This is a genomic window from Mesorhizobium sp. WSM4983, from assembly GCF_029625765.1.
Classification (GTDB): domain Bacteria; phylum Pseudomonadota; class Alphaproteobacteria; order Rhizobiales; family Rhizobiaceae; genus Mesorhizobium.
In genome coordinates, this window is sequence record NZ_JARTVM010000013.1 from 32,472 (window position 1) to 50,549 (window position 18,078).

Annotated in this window: 17 protein-coding genes; 12 read left to right on the top strand and 5 right to left on the bottom strand. The window is 64.5% G+C overall.

What is annotated here, in order from left to right; genetic code table 11:
* The first annotated feature begins 7 nt into the window (after nucleotides 1-7).
* The 4 genes from P9254_RS26125 (at nucleotide 8) to amaB (ending at nucleotide 4,549) form a co-directional block, all read left to right on the top strand.
* Entirely contained in the window at nucleotides 8-1,099 is a 1,092-nt protein-coding gene (locus tag P9254_RS26125) for a DNA topoisomerase IB (protein WP_278054643.1), read from the top strand.
* A gap of 106 nt (nucleotides 1,100-1,205) precedes the next feature.
* The gene (locus P9254_RS26130; protein ID WP_067002334.1) at nucleotides 1,206-1,580 is read left to right on the top strand and encodes a YciI family protein; all 375 of its coding nucleotides are present in this window, start codon (nucleotides 1,206-1,208) and stop codon (nucleotides 1,578-1,580) included.
* Nucleotides 1,577-2,851 carry an RNA polymerase sigma factor gene (locus P9254_RS26135; protein WP_278053780.1) on the top strand — a complete coding sequence of 425 codons (1,275 nt, stop codon included), beginning with the start codon at nucleotides 1,577-1,579 and terminating at the stop codon, nucleotides 2,849-2,851. Before P9254_RS26130 ends, P9254_RS26135 begins: the two co-directional genes overlap by 4 nt.
* A gap of 183 nt (nucleotides 2,852-3,034) precedes the next feature.
* On the top strand, nucleotides 3,035-4,549 hold the full coding sequence (gene amaB / locus P9254_RS26140) for an L-piperidine-6-carboxylate dehydrogenase (protein ID WP_278054642.1): 1,515 nt from the start codon (nucleotides 3,035-3,037) through the stop codon (nucleotides 4,547-4,549).
* Between the two features lie 189 nt (nucleotides 4,550-4,738).
* Here amaB and P9254_RS26145 read toward each other — a convergent pair whose 3' ends face one another.
* The gene (locus P9254_RS26145) at nucleotides 4,739-5,605 is read right to left on the bottom strand and encodes a hypothetical protein (protein ID WP_095777194.1); all 867 of its coding nucleotides are present in this window, start codon (nucleotides 5,603-5,605) and stop codon (nucleotides 4,739-4,741) included.
* Between the two features lie 333 nt (nucleotides 5,606-5,938).
* Here P9254_RS26145 and P9254_RS26150 point away from each other — a divergent pair, with 333 nt between their 5' ends.
* The 3 genes from P9254_RS26150 (at nucleotide 5,939) to P9254_RS26160 (ending at nucleotide 8,471) form a co-directional block, all read left to right on the top strand.
* Nucleotides 5,939-6,772: a GNAT family N-acetyltransferase gene (locus P9254_RS26150; RefSeq protein WP_278054639.1), complete on the top strand. Its 834-nt coding sequence runs from the start codon at nucleotides 5,939-5,941 to the stop codon at nucleotides 6,770-6,772.
* A gap of 132 nt (nucleotides 6,773-6,904) precedes the next feature.
* Nucleotides 6,905-7,675: an SDR family NAD(P)-dependent oxidoreductase gene (locus tag P9254_RS26155; protein ID WP_278054637.1), complete on the top strand. Its 771-nt coding sequence runs from the start codon at nucleotides 6,905-6,907 to the stop codon at nucleotides 7,673-7,675.
* 34 nt (nucleotides 7,676-7,709) lie between these two features.
* The gene (locus P9254_RS26160) at nucleotides 7,710-8,471 is read left to right on the top strand and encodes an SDR family NAD(P)-dependent oxidoreductase (RefSeq protein WP_127239526.1); all 762 of its coding nucleotides are present in this window, start codon (nucleotides 7,710-7,712) and stop codon (nucleotides 8,469-8,471) included.
* Nucleotides 8,472-8,507: 36 nt separating this feature from the next.
* Here the strand turns inward: P9254_RS26160 and P9254_RS26165 are convergent, their stop codons facing one another.
* From P9254_RS26165 to P9254_RS26180, 4 genes are all read right to left on the bottom strand, one after another.
* Nucleotides 8,508-9,611: an alcohol dehydrogenase family protein gene (locus tag P9254_RS26165; RefSeq protein WP_278054635.1), complete on the bottom strand. Its 1,104-nt coding sequence runs from the start codon at nucleotides 9,609-9,611 to the stop codon at nucleotides 8,508-8,510.
* A 68-nt stretch (nucleotides 9,612-9,679) separates the two neighbouring features.
* Complete coding sequence (locus P9254_RS26170; RefSeq protein ID WP_127246042.1) at nucleotides 9,680-11,059, bottom strand: aspartate aminotransferase family protein; 1,380 nt, start codon at nucleotides 11,057-11,059, stop codon at nucleotides 9,680-9,682.
* Nucleotides 11,060-11,095: 36 nt separating this feature from the next.
* Nucleotides 11,096-12,589 (bottom strand): NAD-dependent succinate-semialdehyde dehydrogenase, encoded by a 1,494-nt coding sequence (locus P9254_RS26175; protein ID WP_278054634.1) that lies wholly within the window; start codon nucleotides 12,587-12,589, stop codon nucleotides 11,096-11,098.
* A 129-nt stretch (nucleotides 12,590-12,718) separates the two neighbouring features.
* Nucleotides 12,719-13,204, bottom strand: a complete 486-nt coding sequence (locus tag P9254_RS26180; protein WP_278054632.1) for an Lrp/AsnC family transcriptional regulator — start codon at nucleotides 13,202-13,204, stop codon at nucleotides 12,719-12,721.
* Between the two features lie 84 nt (nucleotides 13,205-13,288).
* Here P9254_RS26180 and ehuR point away from each other — a divergent pair, with 84 nt between their 5' ends.
* The 5 genes from ehuR to ehuD all read left to right on the top strand — a co-directional run bounded on the left by ehuR (nucleotide 13,289) and on the right by ehuD (nucleotide 18,074).
* Nucleotides 13,289-14,674: a MocR-like ectoine utilization transcription factor EhuR gene (gene ehuR / locus P9254_RS26185; protein WP_127246040.1), complete on the top strand. Its 1,386-nt coding sequence runs from the start codon at nucleotides 13,289-13,291 to the stop codon at nucleotides 14,672-14,674.
* 136 nt (nucleotides 14,675-14,810) lie between these two features.
* Nucleotides 14,811-15,596 carry an ectoine/hydroxyectoine ABC transporter ATP-binding protein EhuA gene (gene ehuA / locus P9254_RS26190; RefSeq protein ID WP_067326178.1) on the top strand — a complete coding sequence of 262 codons (786 nt, stop codon included), beginning with the start codon at nucleotides 14,811-14,813 and terminating at the stop codon, nucleotides 15,594-15,596.
* A 154-nt stretch (nucleotides 15,597-15,750) separates the two neighbouring features.
* Complete coding sequence (ehuB, locus tag P9254_RS26195) at nucleotides 15,751-16,551, top strand: ectoine/hydroxyectoine ABC transporter substrate-binding protein EhuB (protein WP_245307596.1); 801 nt, start codon at nucleotides 15,751-15,753, stop codon at nucleotides 16,549-16,551.
* Nucleotides 16,552-16,738: 187 nt separating this feature from the next.
* Nucleotides 16,739-17,398 (top strand): ectoine/hydroxyectoine ABC transporter permease subunit EhuC, encoded by a 660-nt coding sequence (ehuC, locus tag P9254_RS26200; RefSeq protein ID WP_095781183.1) that lies wholly within the window; start codon nucleotides 16,739-16,741, stop codon nucleotides 17,396-17,398.
* Nucleotides 17,399-17,414: 16 nt separating this feature from the next.
* A complete protein-coding gene (ehuD, locus tag P9254_RS26205; protein ID WP_067002307.1) occupies nucleotides 17,415-18,074 on the top strand; it encodes an ectoine/hydroxyectoine ABC transporter permease subunit EhuD in 660 nt (219 codons plus the stop codon).
* Nucleotides 18,075-18,078: the final 4 nt, after the last annotated feature.

The window sequence follows — 18,078 nt, forward strand, 5'->3', positions numbered from 1 at the left end:
AGTTACCATGCTGCAACGAGCACAATCGTCCTTCGGCCGCCTGGCGGGTGGTCTGGAAATACAAGGGAACGGCGCGCAGAGTTCCGCCGAGCGCGCCGCGCTCAGCTATGTCAGCGATGCCGATCCGGGCATCCGGCGCCTGAGAAAAGGCAAGGGATTTTCCTATGTCGGCCCGAACGGGAGTGCGGTCACCGCGGCCACCCTTGACCGTATCAAGGCGATCGTCATTCCGCCCGCGTGGACGGATGTATGGATCTCGCCCGACCCGAACGGCCATATCCAGGCGACCGGCCGGGATCAGCGCGGACGCAAGCAGTACCGCTATCATCCGCAGTGGACCGAGGAACGGGACGGCGTCAAATACTCCAGCCTCGTTGCTTTCGCGCAAAGCCTGCCCTCCTTGAGGCGCCAGGTCGATGCCGACCTGCGCCGTCATGGACTTCCGCTGGAGCGCGTTGTCGCCTCTGTCGTCTGGCTGCTCGACAACACCATGATCCGTGTCGGCAATGCCGCCTATGCCCGCGACAACAAGAGTTTCGGCCTGACCACGCTGCGCGACCGCCATGTCGAAATCACCGGTTCCAGCCTGCGCTTCTCCTTCATGGGCAAGTCCGGCAAGGAATGGAAGCTGAAGCTCGTCGACCGACGCATCGCCAAGATCGTGCGCGGCGCGCAGGACCTGCCTGGCCAGAAGCTGTTTCAGTATCTTGATGACGAGGGAACACGCCGGCCGCTGCGGTCGGAGGACGTCAACCGCTATATTCGCGAGGCATCTGGCCCGGAGTTCAGCTCCAAGCATTTTCGCACCTGGGGCGGCACCATCCATGCGGCATCCCTGTTCGCGCAGGCGGAGTTGCCCGAGAGCATCACCCAGAAAAACCGCGTGATGAACAGTGTCGTCGACAAGGTCGCCGAACGACTCGGCAATACGCGAGCCGTCTGCCGCCGGTGCTATATCCATCCGCTCGTATTCGAGGCGTGGGCCGAAGGGAAGCTGCTCGGCGAAATAGCCGAAGCCAACAAACGAAAGCGCCTTATACCGGGCCTCGACGAGGAGGAGACACTGGTGCTGAGATGGCTGCAGGCGCGCGAAGCCTGACCACCAGGAGGATAGCGTAAACCCTCGATAGCCCTACAACTTTTTTGTCGACCTTGTGTCGGGAAGGGTCCTACTGTTGCGTCCTTTGATACGGAAAGGACGCGCCATGCTTTATGCCATCCTCTGCTATGCCTCCGAAGACGTCGTCTGCTCCTGGAGCAAGGAACAGGACGAGGAGGTCATGGCAAAGCTCCTCAACGTACAGGACAAATACGCCAGGGCAGGCCGGCTGGGGCCGGTGGCGCGCCTGCTGCCGACCACAGCCGCGACGACGCTTCGCAAGGTCAAGGGCGAATCGGTGGTGCTCGACGGCCCGTTCGCCGAGACCAAGGAGCAGTTCCTCGGCTTCTACACGCTCGAATGCAATCACCTGGACGAAGCCGTCGAGTTCGCTCGCGAACTCTCCGAGGTCAATCCGAGCGGTGGTTCCTACGAGATCAGGCCGATCTCGGTCTTCAATCCGACAAAGGTTCCCGCATGACCGAGCTTGCCTGGATCAGCAACGCGATCAGCACCGCCCGTCCGCAGGCGATGGGCGCGCTGCTGCGCTATTTCCGCGACCTCGACGCCGCGGAAGAAGCTTTCCAGGATGCATGCCTGAGGGCGCTGAAGAACTGGCCGAAAAACGGGCCGCCGCGCGATCCGGCGGCCTGGCTGATCTTCGTCGGCCGCAACAGCGGCATCGACGCGGTGCGCAAGCGCGCCAAGCAGGCGCCGATGCCGGAAGAGGACCAGATCTCCGATCTCGAGGATGCCGAAGGCGATATGGCCGAGCGGCTGGACGGCGCGCATTATCGCGACGATATCCTGCGGCTCCTGTTCATCTGCTGCCATCCGGACCTGCCGGCGACGCAGCAGATCGCGGTCGCGCTGCGCATCGTCTCCGGCCTGACCGTCAAGCAGATCGCGCGCGCCTTTCTCGTCGGCGAGAGCGCCATGGAGCAGCGCATCACCCGGGCCAAGGCGCGCATCGCCGATGCCGGCGTGCCGTTCGAGACGCCAGGCGCGGTCGAGCGTTCCGAGCGCTTGGCGGCGGTCGCGGCCATGATCTATCTGATCTTCAACGAGGGCTATTCGACCAATGGCGGCGAGGCGCCGGCCCGCGCGCCGCTTTGCGAGGAGGCGATCCGGCTCGCCCGGCTGCTGCTCAGGCTGTTTCAGCAGGAACCGGAGATCATGGGGCTGACGGCGCTGCTGCTTCTCCAGCATGCACGCGCGCCGGCGCGCTTCGACGCGCATGGCGAGATCGTGCTGCTCGAGGATCAGGACCGGTCGCTCTGGAGCCGCAAGATGATCGACGAGGGCCTGGCGCTGGTCGACAAGGCGCTGCGTCATCGCAAGCCTGGCCCATACCAGGTGCAAGCGGCGATCGCGGCATTGCATGCGCGGGCGGCAACACCCGAGGATACGGACTGGACCGAGATCGACCTGCTCTACGGCTTGCTCGAGCAGATGCAGCCGTCGCCGGTAGTGACGCTGAACCGCGCGGTTGCGGTGAGCAAGGTGCGCGGCCCCGAAGCGGCGCTGGCGATGATCGAGCCGCTGGAGGATCGGCTGGCAGGCTATTTCCACTTCTTCGGCCTGAAGGGCGGCCTGCTGATGCAGCTTGGCCGCAGCGAGGAGGCGCGCGTGGCCTTCGACCGCGCGATCGCTTTAGCCAACACCGCCGCCGAAGCCGCTCATATCCGCATGCATATCGACCGGCTGATCAAGGAAAGCACCGAGACGTCGCAGGCCAAGAAGGCGCGCTGATCCCACTTTCACTGCTGGCCCAATTTTGCGCGCCGGGGTTGGACCATCCCGGGGTGGCGGTTTTTCCCTGAAACGAGTAATGCCACGCCATGAAAGCGCCGTCGTGCCTCAGGGCGGCGACAAGACGTGGCGCAAGGCTTCGACGCTCGCCATATCCAAGGCGAGATCTGAAAAGGAACAAACATGACGATTGCGAAGGAAACGGCCTCACTTCTGGAGAAACTTGGCGTCGCCAAGGATACGCTTTCCGGCGGCGACCTCATCGTGCGCAGCCCGGTGACGGGCGAGCAGATCGCGGCACTGAAGTCGATCTCGGCGATCGATGCCGGCAAGGCTATCGATGCCGCGCACAATGCCTTCCAGGCCTGGCGGCTGGTGCCGGGGCCGAAGCGGGGCGAACTGGTGCGCCTGCTCGGCGAGGAGTTGCGTGCTCACAAGGCGGAGCTCGGCCGGCTGGTGTCGATCGAGGTCGGCAAGATCCCGTCCGAGGGTCTCGGCGAAGTACAGGAGATGATCGACATCTGCGATTTCGCGGTCGGTCTTTCCCGCCAGCTCTACGGCCTGACCATCGCCACCGAGCGCCCTGGACACCGCATGATGGAAACCTGGCATCCGCTCGGCGTCGTCGGCGTGATCTCGGCCTTCAACTTCCCCGTCGCGGTGTGGTCGTGGAACGCGGCACTTGCACTCGTGTGCGGTGACGCGGTGGTGTGGAAGCCGTCGGAAAAGACGCCGCTGACGGCGTTTGCCTGCGGGGCGATCTTCGAGCGCGCCGCCAGGCGTTTCGGCGCCGATGCGCCGGAAGGCCTGCTCCAGGTGCTGATCGGCGACCGCGCCGTCGGCGAGGTGCTGGTCGACCATCCGAAGGTGCCGCTGGTCTCGGCCACGGGCTCGACCCGCATGGGCCGCGAGGTCGGTCCGCGGCTGGCCAAGCGTTTTGCACGCGCGGTGCTCGAGCTCGGCGGCAACAATGCCGGCATCGTCTGCCCGAGCGCCGATCTCGACATGGCGCTGCGCGCCATTGCGTTCGGCGCCATGGGCACCGCCGGCCAGCGCTGCACGACGCTCAGGCGTTTGTTCGTGCATGAGAGTGTCTATGACGCGCTGCTGCCGCGCCTGAAGAAGGCCTATCAGAGCGTTTCGGTCGGCAATCCGCTGGAGACCTCGGCGCTGGTCGGTCCGCTGATCGACAAGGCCGCCTTCGACAATATGCAGAAGGCATTGAAAGAAGCGGAAGCACATGGCGGCAAGGTGACCGGGGGCAAGCGGTTCGAGAACGGCCATCCCGATGCTTACTATGTGCATCCGGCGCTCGTCGAAATGCCGAAGCAGGTTTCGCCGGTGACGGAAGAAACCTTCGCGCCGATCCTCTATGTGATGAAATATGCCGATTTCGACGAGGCGCTCGACCTGCACAACGCGGTCGGCGCCGGCCTGTCGTCCTCGATCTTCACCCGCGACCTGCAGGAATCGGAGCGCTTTCTCGGCGTCGACGGTTCGGACTGCGGCATCGCCAATGTCAATATCGGCACGTCGGGCGCCGAGATCGGCGGCGCATTCGGCGGCGAGAAGGAAACCGGCGGCGGCCGCGAGAGCGGCTCGGACGCCTGGAAGGCCTATATGAGGCGCGCCACCAACACGGTGAACTTCTCGAAGGCCCTGCCCTTGGCGCAAGGCGTATCCTTCGACATCGACTGAGGACATAGAGCGGTTCACCGTTTCACGGAAACGGCAAACCGCCCTATCTCTTTGATTTGACAATTCCGGACGGAAAACCGTTTCGCAATATCCTGGAATTGCTCTGAGCGCCGCGTCATCGTCGAAGCGGCTCAACGGCGCGTCTCTTTGCGCGCCGTCACGGCAAGCTCGGAGCAGGCGCCGCGGCGCTCAGCCTTCGCCCGCTCCGGAAAAACACGCCTCGAAGGCTGCGTCGACGATCGCGAGCTTGGCTGCCTGAACGGCCATATACTCGTCGAAGAACTGCCGCGACACCCACATGACGGAATGTCCGCGCTGCCCGACCCAGCCGATGCTGCCGAGCGCCTCGGCGTCGCGGAGCTTGCGCGCCAGATGCGTGCGCGACAGTTTCAGCCAATGCGCGAATTCGCTGATCGAAATGACGCCGGTCGGAATCTTCTCGAGGCTGGCGTCCTCCGGATCGATACCCGACATCAGCCAGTCCATGACGATGCCGCCGTTGTTGAGCCAGATGAACAACGAGAAGGTTTGCTGGGGTTCCCGCACCGGAATGGATGCGAGCAATCCGTCGCAGATCAATGGCTGCAGCTTGGCCAGCATATCGGGGTGTTCGAGGAAAGTCGTCAGCCGGGCTCCGCCATCGATGCGGTCGAGCGTTCGCAAATGGGCATGGATCCAGCCGGTAAAGGTCTCGATGGTGGCCGCGGTCACCCGCAAGGGATGAGCTCGGCCATCGCCACGCGACGAAATGTATTCGGCGACGTTGTAATGGAGCATTTCCTTGACGAACGCTTCGGCGGTGTTGCGGCTGGCAACTGAATTGCGGCGCACGACCTCGATGAAACGCGCTACGGTCATTTCGGTGCGGCGGTCATCGGGGTCGCGCCTGAAATGCAGCGCAAGTCCGACATGGCCGAGTAGCCAGCGCTGCTGGGTGGCAAAAACGGCGGCAAGGCGCGGGCTGGTTTCGTAGATATGGATGAGCGCGCGCGACTGCTCCTTGACACCGCGCAGAGCTGCCGGATGACTGGCGATTTCTTCGGCGCTCAAGGGCATTTCCTGCGGCACTCCATTCAATTCGAAGCAACGACCAAAGAAGATTCCCCGCCTTCCACGGTCGTGTCCAGTTACCCATTGGAACAACAGCTGATGTTTCGGCGCGTTCTTGCTAACCCTTTGCATCGATTCGAAAAACCCGGATAATAATCCGCTCGACGGTCTAGCGTTCAATGGGCGGCCTCTTCGCCGAATCGGCGAAGTAGCATCGACGCCTGGGCTTCGTGAGTGGACAGGTCGGCAACGTCCAAAACCGGTCTTTGCAACCTGCTGGCGGCGACCTATCCTGGAGGCTTGAAATCCGTTGCCTCTAGGCCGCCGCCGAGTGAAGCCATGCCGAGAACGATCCGGACGCTGACCGCCAGCGAGGTGGAAACGCTCGTCGAGTGGGCGGCGGGGGAGGGATGGAATCCGGGCATCGGCGATGCCGCCGCGCTCAGGGCCGCCGATCCGGAAGGATTTGTCGGTGCCATCGTCGGCGGCGAGATGGTGGCCGGCATCTCGGCCGTCGCCTATGGCGCGGAGTTCGGTTTCATCGGCCTCTATATCTGCCGGCCCGATCGGCGCGGTGAAGGCCATGGCAAGGCGGTCTGGGATGCCGGCATGGCTCGGCTCGGCGACCGCATTGTCGGCCTCGACGGCGTAGCCGAGCAGCGGGCCAACTACCAACACAAAGGGTTCGTGCCGGCTTATGAGACCGTCCGCTTCAGCGGTCGTCCGGCGGGACTGACCGGGGGGCGGGAAATCCGGTCCGTTGAGGCCGCCGAGACAGCCGAGATCCTGGCCTATGACCGCCAGTGCTTTCCGGCGCCTCGGGAGGCCTTCCTGCGGGAATGGCTGCGGCCGCCCCGGATCGCGATGATGTCCACTGGCTCGACCGGCCTTGCCGGCTACGGCGTGGCGCGCCGATGCCGCGAAGGTTTCAAGATCGGTCCGCTGTTCGCGGACGACATGGAGACAGCCCTGGCTTTGATGGCGGAACTGACGGGAAGGACGGCAGGCGAGGCGCTGCATATCGACGTGCCGGCCACCCAGATCGGCTTCACCGCCGTGCTTCAGGCTGTCGGCATGGTCCCCGGATTCACGACGACCCGCATGTATCGGGGCGGCAAACCAGGCAATGTGCCGTCGAAGGTTTTCGGCATCACGACGCTGGAGCTGGGGTGATCGCGAAGCGAATGGCTTCGGTGCTGTGATCATTGTTTGTCCGGCGTGGCGCATGCGAGATGTCTCTCCGACGTGGTTCGGATGCCGGACTGTGTCTCGCCGCAACGCTCATCGCACAGCGGAGGTTATCGAATGGCTGCAAGAACCGTCCTGATCGCGGGCGGCGCCGGGGGAATGGGTCTTGCGACGGGACTGCGCCTTGCGGCTGACGGTGAGCGGATCGTGCTCGCCGACCTTCCCGGCGCGAAACTCGACGAGGCCGTGTCAAGGATTGCCGCGACCGGTACGAACGCGATCGGTCTGCCGCTCGACATCCGTTCCGTCGCTGCCTGCCGAGAGGTTGTGAACAAGGCCCGCGAATGGGGAGGCGGCCTGGACATTCTCGTCAACGCCGCCGGCGTCTGGCTCGAGGGAGCGGCAAGCGAGGTCCGCGAAGAGCAATGGGACCTGGTGCTGGACGTCAATCTCAAAGGCGCCTTCTTCCTGATCTCGGCCGCCATTCCGCACCTGTCGGCGGTGCAGGGCGTTATCATCAACATCGCCTCCGACGCAGGCATCGTCGGCAACAACGGCGCGGCGGTCTATTGCGCCTCCAAAGGCGGGCTGGTGCTGCTGACCAAGGCTCTCGCCCTGGAGCTTGCGCCGCACGGCATCAGAGTCAACGCCGTCTGTCCTGGCGACACGGCGACGCCGATGATCGAGTATCAGGCAAGGACCTATGGCGGAGATGACCCGGACGGCTACAAGCGCCGGCTCCTTGGGCACTACCCGCAAGGGGAAAGAGCACGGTTCATCGGCGTGGAAGAGATCGCCTCCTTCATCCATTATCTTTGCCAGCCCGGCGCGGCGCCGATCACCGGGGCCGCGCTTTCGATCGATTTCGGCATCAGCGCCGGCTACTGACTCGCGGCATTGGCGTCATCGCCTGGGAGGCTTCATGACCATGTTTCGCAAATCCCGCACGGCGCTGGTGACCGGCGCGGGCGCCGCCGACGGCATCGGCGCCGCGGTGGCGCGTGCGCTCGGAGACGCCGGGCTTGCGGTCGCGATCACCGCCTCGTCGCATCGCGTCGAGCAGCGCGCTGAAGAGCTGCGGGCGGAGGGGCTCGACGTTCGTGCGGTGGTGACCGATCTGACGCGTGCAGCGGATGTCGAGCGGCTCTGCTCGGAGGTCGGCGAAATCGATATCCTCGTCAACAATGCCGGGATGGGAACAGTCGCCCAGCCGGCGCTGCAGCGGCGATTTCTCGATCTCAGCGAGAGCGACTGGGACCGCGGCATCGATGTCAGCCTGAAGACCACATTCCTTGCCACACGCGCATTTCTGGCCGGCATGGTCCGACGCGGTCATGGACGCGTGGTGAACATGGCCTCGGTCACCGGCCCTTACGTCTCCAACGAAGGCGAGGCCGCTTATTCCGCCGCCAAGGCAGGCATGGTCGGGCTGACGCATGCGCTTGCGCTGGAGGTCGGCCGCAGCGGCGTCACCGTTAACGCCGTAGCGCCGGGCTGGATCGCGACGGGCGCCTCGACGCCGGAAGAGCTCCTCGCGGCGCAAAACACGCCGCTTGGACGCGCCGGCACTCCGGAGGAGGTCGCTGCGGCTGTGCTGTTCCTGGCGTCCGACGGCGCCAGCTATGTCAACGGGGCCGTCCTCGTCGTGGATGGCGGCAACATCCTTCAGGAGCGCAAGGGCTGACCGCGAAGGTCAACTAACGGCCGCCGCCATCGGCCGTTACTTGTTCGTGTCGGCAATCGCGTCCGGCACCACCACCAGCTTGCCGACGAAGTCCTTGGCCATGAAGTCGGTCTGGGCGCGGTGGAAGTCCGACAGCTTGTAGACGCCGCCGACCAGCGGGCGGATCTTCTTCTCCTCGATGTAGCGCACGATGCGGCGGAAATCGGCCCTGGTGCCCTGGCTCGAGCCGTGCAGCTGAAGCTGCTTGAGATACATGGTGCGCAGGTCCAACTGCACCACCGGCCCCGCGATGGCGCCTGCGGTGGTGTAGCGTCCCTCGGGCCGCAGGATGCGCAGCAGATCATTGAAGATGGCGCCGCCGACAAGATCGGCGACCACGTCGATGGGTTGGCCAGCGGTCGCTTCGTTGACGGCGGCAGGCAGGTCGGCCACGCCGCGCGTGATCACTTTCTCGGCGCCGATGTCGAGCACCGCTTGCTCCTTGCCCTTGCCGACCACGGCATAGGGAATGGCGCCCCGCGCCCGCGCCAGCTGCACGATGCCGGAGCCGACACCGCCGGAGGCGCCGGTGACCAGCACCCGTTCGCCGGCCTTCAGGCCTGCACGTTCCAGCATCTGCTCGCCGGTGAGATAGGCGCAGCAGAAGGTGGCGAGCTCGACATCGCTCAAATCGGTATCGACGACATGCGCGTTCTCGGCCGGCAGCGCCTGGTATTCGGCATAGCCGCCGTCACGGCCGTGGCCCATATAGTCGATGTCGGCAAGCGAATCGTCGTCACGGTTGTAGATGGAGAAGTCGACCATGACGCGTTCGCCGATGCGCTCGGCGGGTACGCCGTCACCGACGGCGACGATGGTGCCGACCGTATCGGTGCCCTGGATGCGAGGAAAGGTCAGCGTGTTGCCTTGCCGGCGCCAGGTCGATACCGCGGCCGCATCTTCTTCCGTGCCATAGGCGCCCTGGCGCACCCACACGTCGGTGTTGTTCATGCCGCAGGCGCTGACCTTGACCAGCACCTCGCCGGCAGCCGGCGACGGCACCTTCACATCGGTGCGGTAGACGAGTTTTTCCAGGCCGCCGTGGCCGGTGAGCTGCACGGCGGCCATCGTGGCCGGGACGGTTCTGGTCATGGCATTCATGTCAATCTGTTCCTTTGCCTTCGCGCAATTCCCCACGGAAAACCGTTTCACACCTTTCCTGGATTGCCTCAGAGGCTGGCAAACACGCTGTTCACGGCGTCGGCGGTCTTGGCGACGATGGTGTCGGCCTCCTCGCGCGTCAGGCAAAGCGGCGGCGCGAAGCCGAGGATGTCGCCCTGCGGCATGGCGCGGCCGATGACGCCGCTTGCCGCGAGCGTCGTGGCGATCTGCGGGCCCACTTTGAGCGCCGGATCGAAGAAGACGCGATCGTCGCGATCCCTGACGAACTCGACCGCAGCCAGCATGCCGTCGCCGCGGACCTCGCCGACGTTTCTGTGGCCGCCGACGGCCTTGGCCAGCTCGGCGAGGAAATAAGCGCCGGTCTCGCCGGCATTCCTCACCAGATCCATCTCGTCGATCAGTTCGAGATTGGCGACGCCCGCGGCGACGCAGATGGGATGCGCCGAATAGGTCCAGCCGTGGCCCAGCGAGCCCAGCTTGTCGGAACCCCTGACCAGCACCTGCCAGACCTTGTCGGAGACGATGACGCCGGAAAGCGGCGCATAGGCAGACGTCAGGCCCTTCGCGATGGTGATCAGGTCCGGCTTGATGCCGTAATGGTCGGAGCCGAACATGGTGCCGAGACGGCCGAAGCCGGTCACCACCTCGTCGGCGACAAGCAGCACGTCGTATTTGTTCAGCACTGCCTGGATCTTTTCCCAATAGCCGGCGGGCGGCGGCACGATGCCGCCGGTGCCGAGGATCGGCTCGCCGATAAAGGCCGCGACGGTGTCCGGGCCCTCGGCAAGGATCATCTCCTCGAGCTTGTCGGCGCAATATTGCGAAAACTGCTCCTCGCTCATCGAGCGGTCGGCGCGGCGGAAATAATAGGGGGCCTCGGTGTGCATGATCGGCGCGCGCGGCAGGTCGAAGGCGTTGTGGAACAGCTCGAGCCCGGTCAGCGATCCTGTCATGACGCCGGAGCCGTGGTAGCCGCGCCAGCGCGAGATGATCTTCTTCTTCTCCGGCCGACCGAGAACGTTGTTGTAATACCAGATCAGCTTGATGTTGGTCTCGTTGGCGTCGGAGCCGGAGAGGCCGAAATAGACCCTCGACATGCCCTTCGGCGCGCGGTCGATGATCATCTTGGCGAGCGTAATCGAGGCCTCGGTGCCGTGCCCGACATAGGCGTGATAATAAGCGAGGTTCTTGGCCTGATCGGCAATGGCATCGGCGATCTTGTGGCGGCCATAGCCGACATTGACGCAATAGAGGCCGGCAAAGGCATCGATGCTCTTCTTGCCGGTGTTGTCCCAGACGGTGACGCCTTCGCCGCCGGCCATGATGCGTGCCGGGGACTCGCCCCGCGCATGCGTGCCCATATGCGTCGAGGGATGGAAGAAGTGGTCGCGATCCCAGGCCGAAAGTTCGTTGGACTGTTCGAGCATCTTTTTTCTCCTTGCAGGGAATTCTTCCGGCGTGCGCTAGGCGACGTCCAGACAAAGGTATTTCAGATCGGTGAAGGCTTCGAGGCCATGGCGCGAGCCTTCGCGGCCGATGCCGGACTGCTTGACTCCGCCGAACGGGATCGGCGCGCCGGTGATCTTCACCCGGTTGATCGCGACCATACCGTATTCAAGCGCGCGACCCATGCGCGCCTGGCGCGCGCCGTTCTCGGTCACGACATAGGCGACAAGGCCATATTCGGTAGCATTGGCGCGGGCGACGACTTCCGCTTCCTCGTCGAACGGGGTGACGGCGGCGACCGGGCCGAAGGTTTCCTCATGCATGATCAGCGCCTCGTCCGGCACATCGACGAGCAGCGTTGGCTGATAGAACAGCGGCCCGGCCGCATGGCGCTTGCCGCCGATGAGGCAGCGCGCGCCGCGAGCCAGCGCGTCTGCGACCTGCTCCTCCACCTTCTTGACGGCGCGCTCATGCATCAGCGGGCCGATATCGGCGTCGGGTGAAAGCCCGTTGCCGGTGCGCAGACGCTCGATGCGACGGGCGAGGGCGGCGCAGAAGCGGTCATAGATCTGGCGCTGCACATAGATGCGGTTGGCGGCAAGACAATCCTGGCCGGAGGTGGCGAATTTGGCGTCGAGGGCGATCGTCACCGCCTTTTCGATATCGGCATCACCGAAGACGATCAGCGGCGCATGGCCGCCGAGCTCCATGACCAGTCGCTTCATCGTCGGCGCGCTCTGCGCGGCAATCAGCCGGCCGACGTCGGTCGAACCGGTGAAGCTCATGGCGCGCACCCGGGCGTCAGCGCACATCGCGCCGACGATGGTGCGCGCATCCCCGGTGACAACGTTGAAGACGCCGGCGGGCAGGCCGGCACGCTCGCCGAGCTCGGCCAGCGCCAGCGCCGAAAGCGGCGTTTCCGAGGACGGATGCGCCACCACGGTGCAGCCGGCGGCAAGCGCCGCAGCGGCCTTGCGGGTGAGCATGGCCGACGGAAAGTTCCATGGGGTGACGACGCCGACGACGCCGAGCGGCTCGCGGCGAACGGTCATCTGAGCATTCGGCAAATGGCTGGTGACGCTTTCGGCATTGAGGCGCTTTGCTTCCTCGGCATACCACTCGACGAAGGAGGCGGCGTAGTCTATCTCGCCCAGCGATTCCTTTAGCGGCTTGCCCTGTTCAAGCGTCATCAGCAGCGCCAGGTCGTCCTTGGCGGCGACGATCAGCTCGAACCATTTTCGCAAGATTCCGGAGCGCTCCTGCGGCAGCGCGGAGCGCCAGGCCGGCAGGGCACGCGCTGCCGCGTCGACAGCCTCCGCCGTTTGGCTTGCGCCGAGGGCGGCAACGAAGGCGACTGTGGCGCCGGTGGCCGGATCGGTGACTGCGAAGCTCGCAGCCGAGTCGCCGGCGGTCCAATGGCCCCCGATATAGCCGAGATCGCGCAGCAGCCGGCGATCGGCGAGACGATCCAGTGCTTCGTGGCGGTGTGGGCGTGCAAAATGCGCGGACATCGTTTGTCTCCCGGTGCCAAGGCGATGCGGAGAGATTAGCCGCGCGACCGAGACAGAGAGGCTTTTTCGGCAGCCGCCAGGAGAGAGATTGTCTCCCATGGCCCGCCGGGCCAGACGATCTCTCCGGCTTCAGCCTGGCAACAGGTCGGCGACAGGCACCACGGACTCCTCCTTCACCGTCTTGGTGACGATGTAGGTGAAGTAGCGGTCGATGCCGATCTCGCGTTCCAGAAGGGCGTCGACAAGCCGCTGATAGGCGTGGATGTCCCGCGCCATCACTTTAAGCACATAGTCGACGCCGCCGCCGACCGACCAGCAGGCGACGATCTCGGGTACGTCGCGGATGACCCGCTCGAAACGGTCGAAATCGGCCTGCCGGTGGCTGGCCAGTGTCACCTCCATCAGCACGGTCGCCACCGGCGCGATCGCGCGCATGGTGATTGCGGCGTGGTAGCCGGAGACAATGCCGGCCTTCTCCAGCTTGCGCAGCCGCATCCAGCAAGGCGTCGGCGACAGGCCGACCTTCTCGGCCAGCGCCAGCTTGGTGATGCGCCCGTCGCGCTGGATGGCGTCAAGGATCTTGAGGTCGATCGGATCGAGTTTTGCTGCCGCCATGCCGGCTCCAGTTTTTGTTCCGGACACCATGACGATGCATTATTTCGATTGTCAATTGCACTGATTTCGATCTCTAATAAAGTCATGACATTATGGCAGCCAGATCCTGCGCTCATCCGCCGCCCGGCCTACCTCTCGCTGGCCGATCAGTTCGCGCGCGCCATCCATGACGGAAAGCTCGCCAATGGCGCGCGACTGCCGACGCACCGGCGGCTTGCCGACGACCTGAAACTTTCGGTCCAGACGGTCAGCCGCGCCTATGAGGAACTGATCCGCCGCGGTCTGATTGCCGGCGAGGTCGGGCGCGGCAGCTTCGTGCAGACGCAGCGCCGCGAGCCGGAGCCGCCCTACCTCCCGGAACGGTTGGGCGAGGTCATCGACCTCTCGATCCTGAAGCCGGTCTGCGAGCCGATGCATCTGGAGAAGCTGAAGCAGGCGTTGGGGTGGCTGGCCGAGAACCTGCCGTCGAGTTCGGCGCTGTCGTTCCGGCCGAACATGGTGTTCCCGCGTCATCGCACGGTGGCGGTCGAATGGCTGAAGCTCTGCGGCCTCGACGCCTCACCGCAGAACATCAGCCTCACCAACGGCGCCACCGCCGGCATGACGGTAGCGCTGATGAGCGTCGCACCGCCCGGTTCGACGGTCGCCACCGAGGCGATCGGCCACCACACGCTGGTGCCGCTCGCCCGCTATCTCGGCTTCAACCTCGAAGGCCTGCCGATCGACGGCAACGGCCTGATCCCGGAAGCGTTGGACGAGGCCTGCCGTCTCTCCGACATTCGCGCTGTTTTCGTCCAGCCTTCGGTCATCAACCCGACGGCGAGCTTGATGGACGACAGCCGGCGCGAGCAGATCGCCGCGGTCGCGCGCAAACATGACATCGCCATCATCGAGAACGACGTGCTCGGGCCGCTCGTCGAAGGCCGGCCTCCGGCGGTTGCCGCCTTCGCGCCCGAGCGGACGCTCTACGTCACCTCCTTCACCAAGATAACCGTGCCCGGCCTGCGGATCGGCTATCTCGCCGTGCCCGACCGCTATGTCGCGGCGGTCGCCAACCGCCATCTCGTCTCGAACTGGATGGCGACGCCGATAGTGGCGGAAATCGCGACGCGGTGGGTGAATGACGGCACGGCTTTTGAGTTGGTCGACTGGCAACGCGGGGCGTTGAGACGCCGGCAGGAAATCGCAGCCGAAATGCTGGCCGGCGTCGACTATCGCTCCCATCGCGACGGGCTGCATCTGTGGCTCGAATTGCCGGGCGACCGCGCCGAGGAGAGCTTCGTTGCGCAGGCGCGCCTGCGCGGCGTGGCGATTGCCCCGGGCACGTCGTTCCGCATCGCCGACACGCCGTGGCATCCGGCCGTGCGCATCTCGCTCGGCTCGACCACCGAAGGGGAACTGCGCTCGGGCTTGAGCGTTGTCGCCAAGCTCCTGCTGGGCGATCCGGAGCATCTTCTGCTCGCCATCTGATGCAAAAGCGGATCGCCAATTGCCCTGAAATTGTGCAGCGCTCGAAAAATTGTCATGATATTATTTTCCTAATTGACATGATTTAGCGCGTTTCGCATCGTTAGGAGCATAGGCCGCTTCAGAACGGGGAAATGGATTGCCCGCGCCCATCATCAAGGTCGACGCCATTTCGAAGAGCTTCGGCGCCTTCAAGGTGCTGGACGGCTTGTCGATGCAGGTCATGCCAGGCGAGAAGCTGGCGCTGATCGGCCCATCCGGATCGGGCAAGACGACGATCCTGCGCATCCTGATGACGCTGGAAAAGATCGACGGCGGCCATATCCAGATCGACGGCGAGCAGCTCTATCACATGGAGCGCAACGGGCAGCTGGTGCCGGCCGACGAGCGGCACCTGGCCAAGATGCGCCAGAAGATCGGCATGGTCTTCCAGCTCTTCAATCTGTTCCCGCACAAATGCGTCATGGACAACGTCACGCTGGCGCCGATGCTGACCAAGGGCGTGGCGCGAGCCGCCGCCGAAAAACGGGCGATGGAGCTGCTCGACATGGTGGGCCTCGCCGATAAGGCGAAGAGCATGCCGGCACAGCTTTCCGGCGGCCAGAAGCAGCGCGTCGCGATCGCCCGCGCGCTGGCGCTGTCGCCCAAGATCATGCTGTTCGACGAGGTCACGTCGGCGCTCGACCCTGAGCTTGTCGAGGAGGTGCTCAACGTCATGCGCAAGCTCGCCGCCGAAACCGACATGACGATGCTGCTCGTCACTCATGAGATGGGCTTTGCCCACGACTTTGCCGATCGCGTGCTGTTCTTCGATCGCGGCAGGATCGTCGAGGAGGGCAAGCCCGATGAGATTTTCCGCCATCCCAAGCAGGAACGAACGCAGGGCTTCCTGAAGAAGATCATCGCGGCCGGCCATCGCGTCTGACCGTCATGCCAGGGCGGCGAAGCCGTCCCGAAAGCCAGAAACGGGTGGCAAGGACGCCATCCGAACCGAGCGAACCAAGAAGAGAAACAAGGAGTTGGGAACGATGAAGAAACTTGGCATCCTGGCTGGCGTCGCCGGTCTCGCCGTAAGCACCATGCTGCTCGCCTCCGGCGCGCGTTCGGCAGACGACGCAAAGCTCGAGCAGCTCAAGCAGCAGGGCTTCGCCCGCGTCGCCATTGCCAACGAGCCGCCTTACACGGCGGTCGCCGCGGACGGCAAGGTCTCGGGCGCTGCACCCGACGTAGCGCGCGAGATCTTCAAGCGCCTCGGCGTCAACGATATCGTCGCCTCCATCTCCGAATACGGCGCCATGATCCCCGGCCTGCAGGCCGGCCGCTTCGACGTCGTCACCGCCGGCCTGTTCATGAAGCCCGAGCGCTGCGCGGCGGTCGCCTATTCCGAGCCGGTGCTGTGCGATGCGGAAGCGATGCTGGTGAAGAAGGGCAACCCCAAGGGTTTCAAGAGCTATGAGGACGTCGCCAAGGACACGTCGGCCACTATCGGCGCGCCGGGCGGCGGCACCGAGGAGAAGCTGGCGCTCAATGCCGGCGTGCCGCGCGACCGCGTCATCGTCGTGCCGGACGGCCAGAGCGGTCTGAAGATGGTGCAGGATGGCCGCATCGATGCCTATTCGCTGCCCGTTCTGTCGATCAACGACCTCATCAAGAAGGCCAATGATCCGAACCTCGAAGTGATCGCGCCGGTGCAGGGCGCGCCGGTCTATTGCGACGGCGCCGCCTTCAAGAAGGGCGACGAGGCGCTGCGCGATGCCTATGACGTCGAGCTCGCCAAGATGAAGAAATCCGGCGAGTTCGCCAAGATCATCGAGCCTTACGGCTTCTCGGCCAAGGCGGCGATGTCGACGACGCGCGAGAAGCTCTGCGCGGCGAAGTAATCTCCCTTCTTCCCGCTTGCGGCGAGAAGGTCACTCGAAGAGCCGGATGAGGGGGCGGCGCGCCAGCATTTCAAGGTCAGCGCTGCCCCTCATCTGCCTGCCGGCATCTTCTCCCCGTGAACGGGGAGAAGGGGCTGTCGCAGCCGTCTCGCAACAACTGCAAAACGTTAGGAAAATTTGAGACTCAATGACCCAGTGGTCCGGCTATCTCGGCCTGATATTGCAGGGAGCGCTTGTCACCATCGAGCTGACGCTGATGGGGTCGGTGCTCGCGCTCGTCATGGCCTTTCTCGCCGGCATGGGACGCGTATCGCGCTTCTTCATCGTGCGCGCGATTGCCACGACCTATATCGAGTTCTTCCGCGGCACCTCGATCTTCGTGCAGCTGTTCTGGGCCTATTTCGTGCTGCCCTTCGCCGGTCTGTCGCTGACGCCTTTGCAGGCCGGCGTGCTGGCGCTGGGGCTCAATGTCGGGGCCTATGCGGCGGAAGTTGTGCGCGGCGCCATCCTGTCGATCGGCCGTGAGCAATATGAGGCCTGCACCGCGCTTAATCTCGGCCGCTGGCAAGGCATGCGCCACGTCATCCTGCCGCAGGCGCTGCTCATCATGCTGCCAACCTTCGGCAACAACGCGATCGAGCTGCTCAAGGCGACCTCGGTCGTATCGCTGATCTCGCTTGCCGATCTCACCTTCCAGGCGCAGGTGGTTCGCTCGCAGACCGGCAGCACGCTGATGCCCTTCGTCTCCGTTCTCGTCATCTATTTCGCGCTCGCGCTGATCATCTCCTGGGGCGTGCGCTCGCTGGAGCGCCGCATGGCGCGCGGTCTCGACGGAGTGCGTGTCTGATGGAATGGGCCCGCTAATGGAATGGGATTGGAACTTTGTCTGGGAGATCATGCCGACCCTGATCCAGGGGGTGAAGATCACGATCCTGGCGACCGTGCTCGGCTCGATCTTGGCCGGGATCGTCGGTCTGGCGATCGCGCTGGCGCGGCGCTCGCCTAACCGCACGGTGTCGCGCAGCGTCGGCTGGTTCGCCGAATTCATCCGCGGCACGCCGCTTCTGGTGCAGCTCTATTTCATCTTCTACGTGCTGCCCGATATCGGCATCCTGCTGCCGCCCTTGGTGGCGGGCGTCATCGGGCTTGGACTGCACTACGGCACCTATACGGCCGAGGTCTATCGCGCCGGAATCGACAATGTGCCGCGCGGCCAGTGGGAGGCTGCCAAGGCCTGCAATCTTAACGGCCGCCACACCTGGACGCATGTCATCCTGCCGCAGGCGATCCCGCCGATGATCCCGGCCTTGGCCAACTACTTCATCGCCATGTTCAAGGAGACGCCGCTGCTTTCGGCGATCACCGTGCTGGAGCTGATGAACCAAGCCAAGAGCGTCGCCAATACCTATTACCGCTACATCGAGCCGATGACGCTGGTTGGCGCCTTCTTCCTCGTCATCAGCCTCTGCTCCGTCGTGCTGTTGCGCTGGCTGGAGCGTCGTTACGGCAGGATCGAGAGATGAAAGT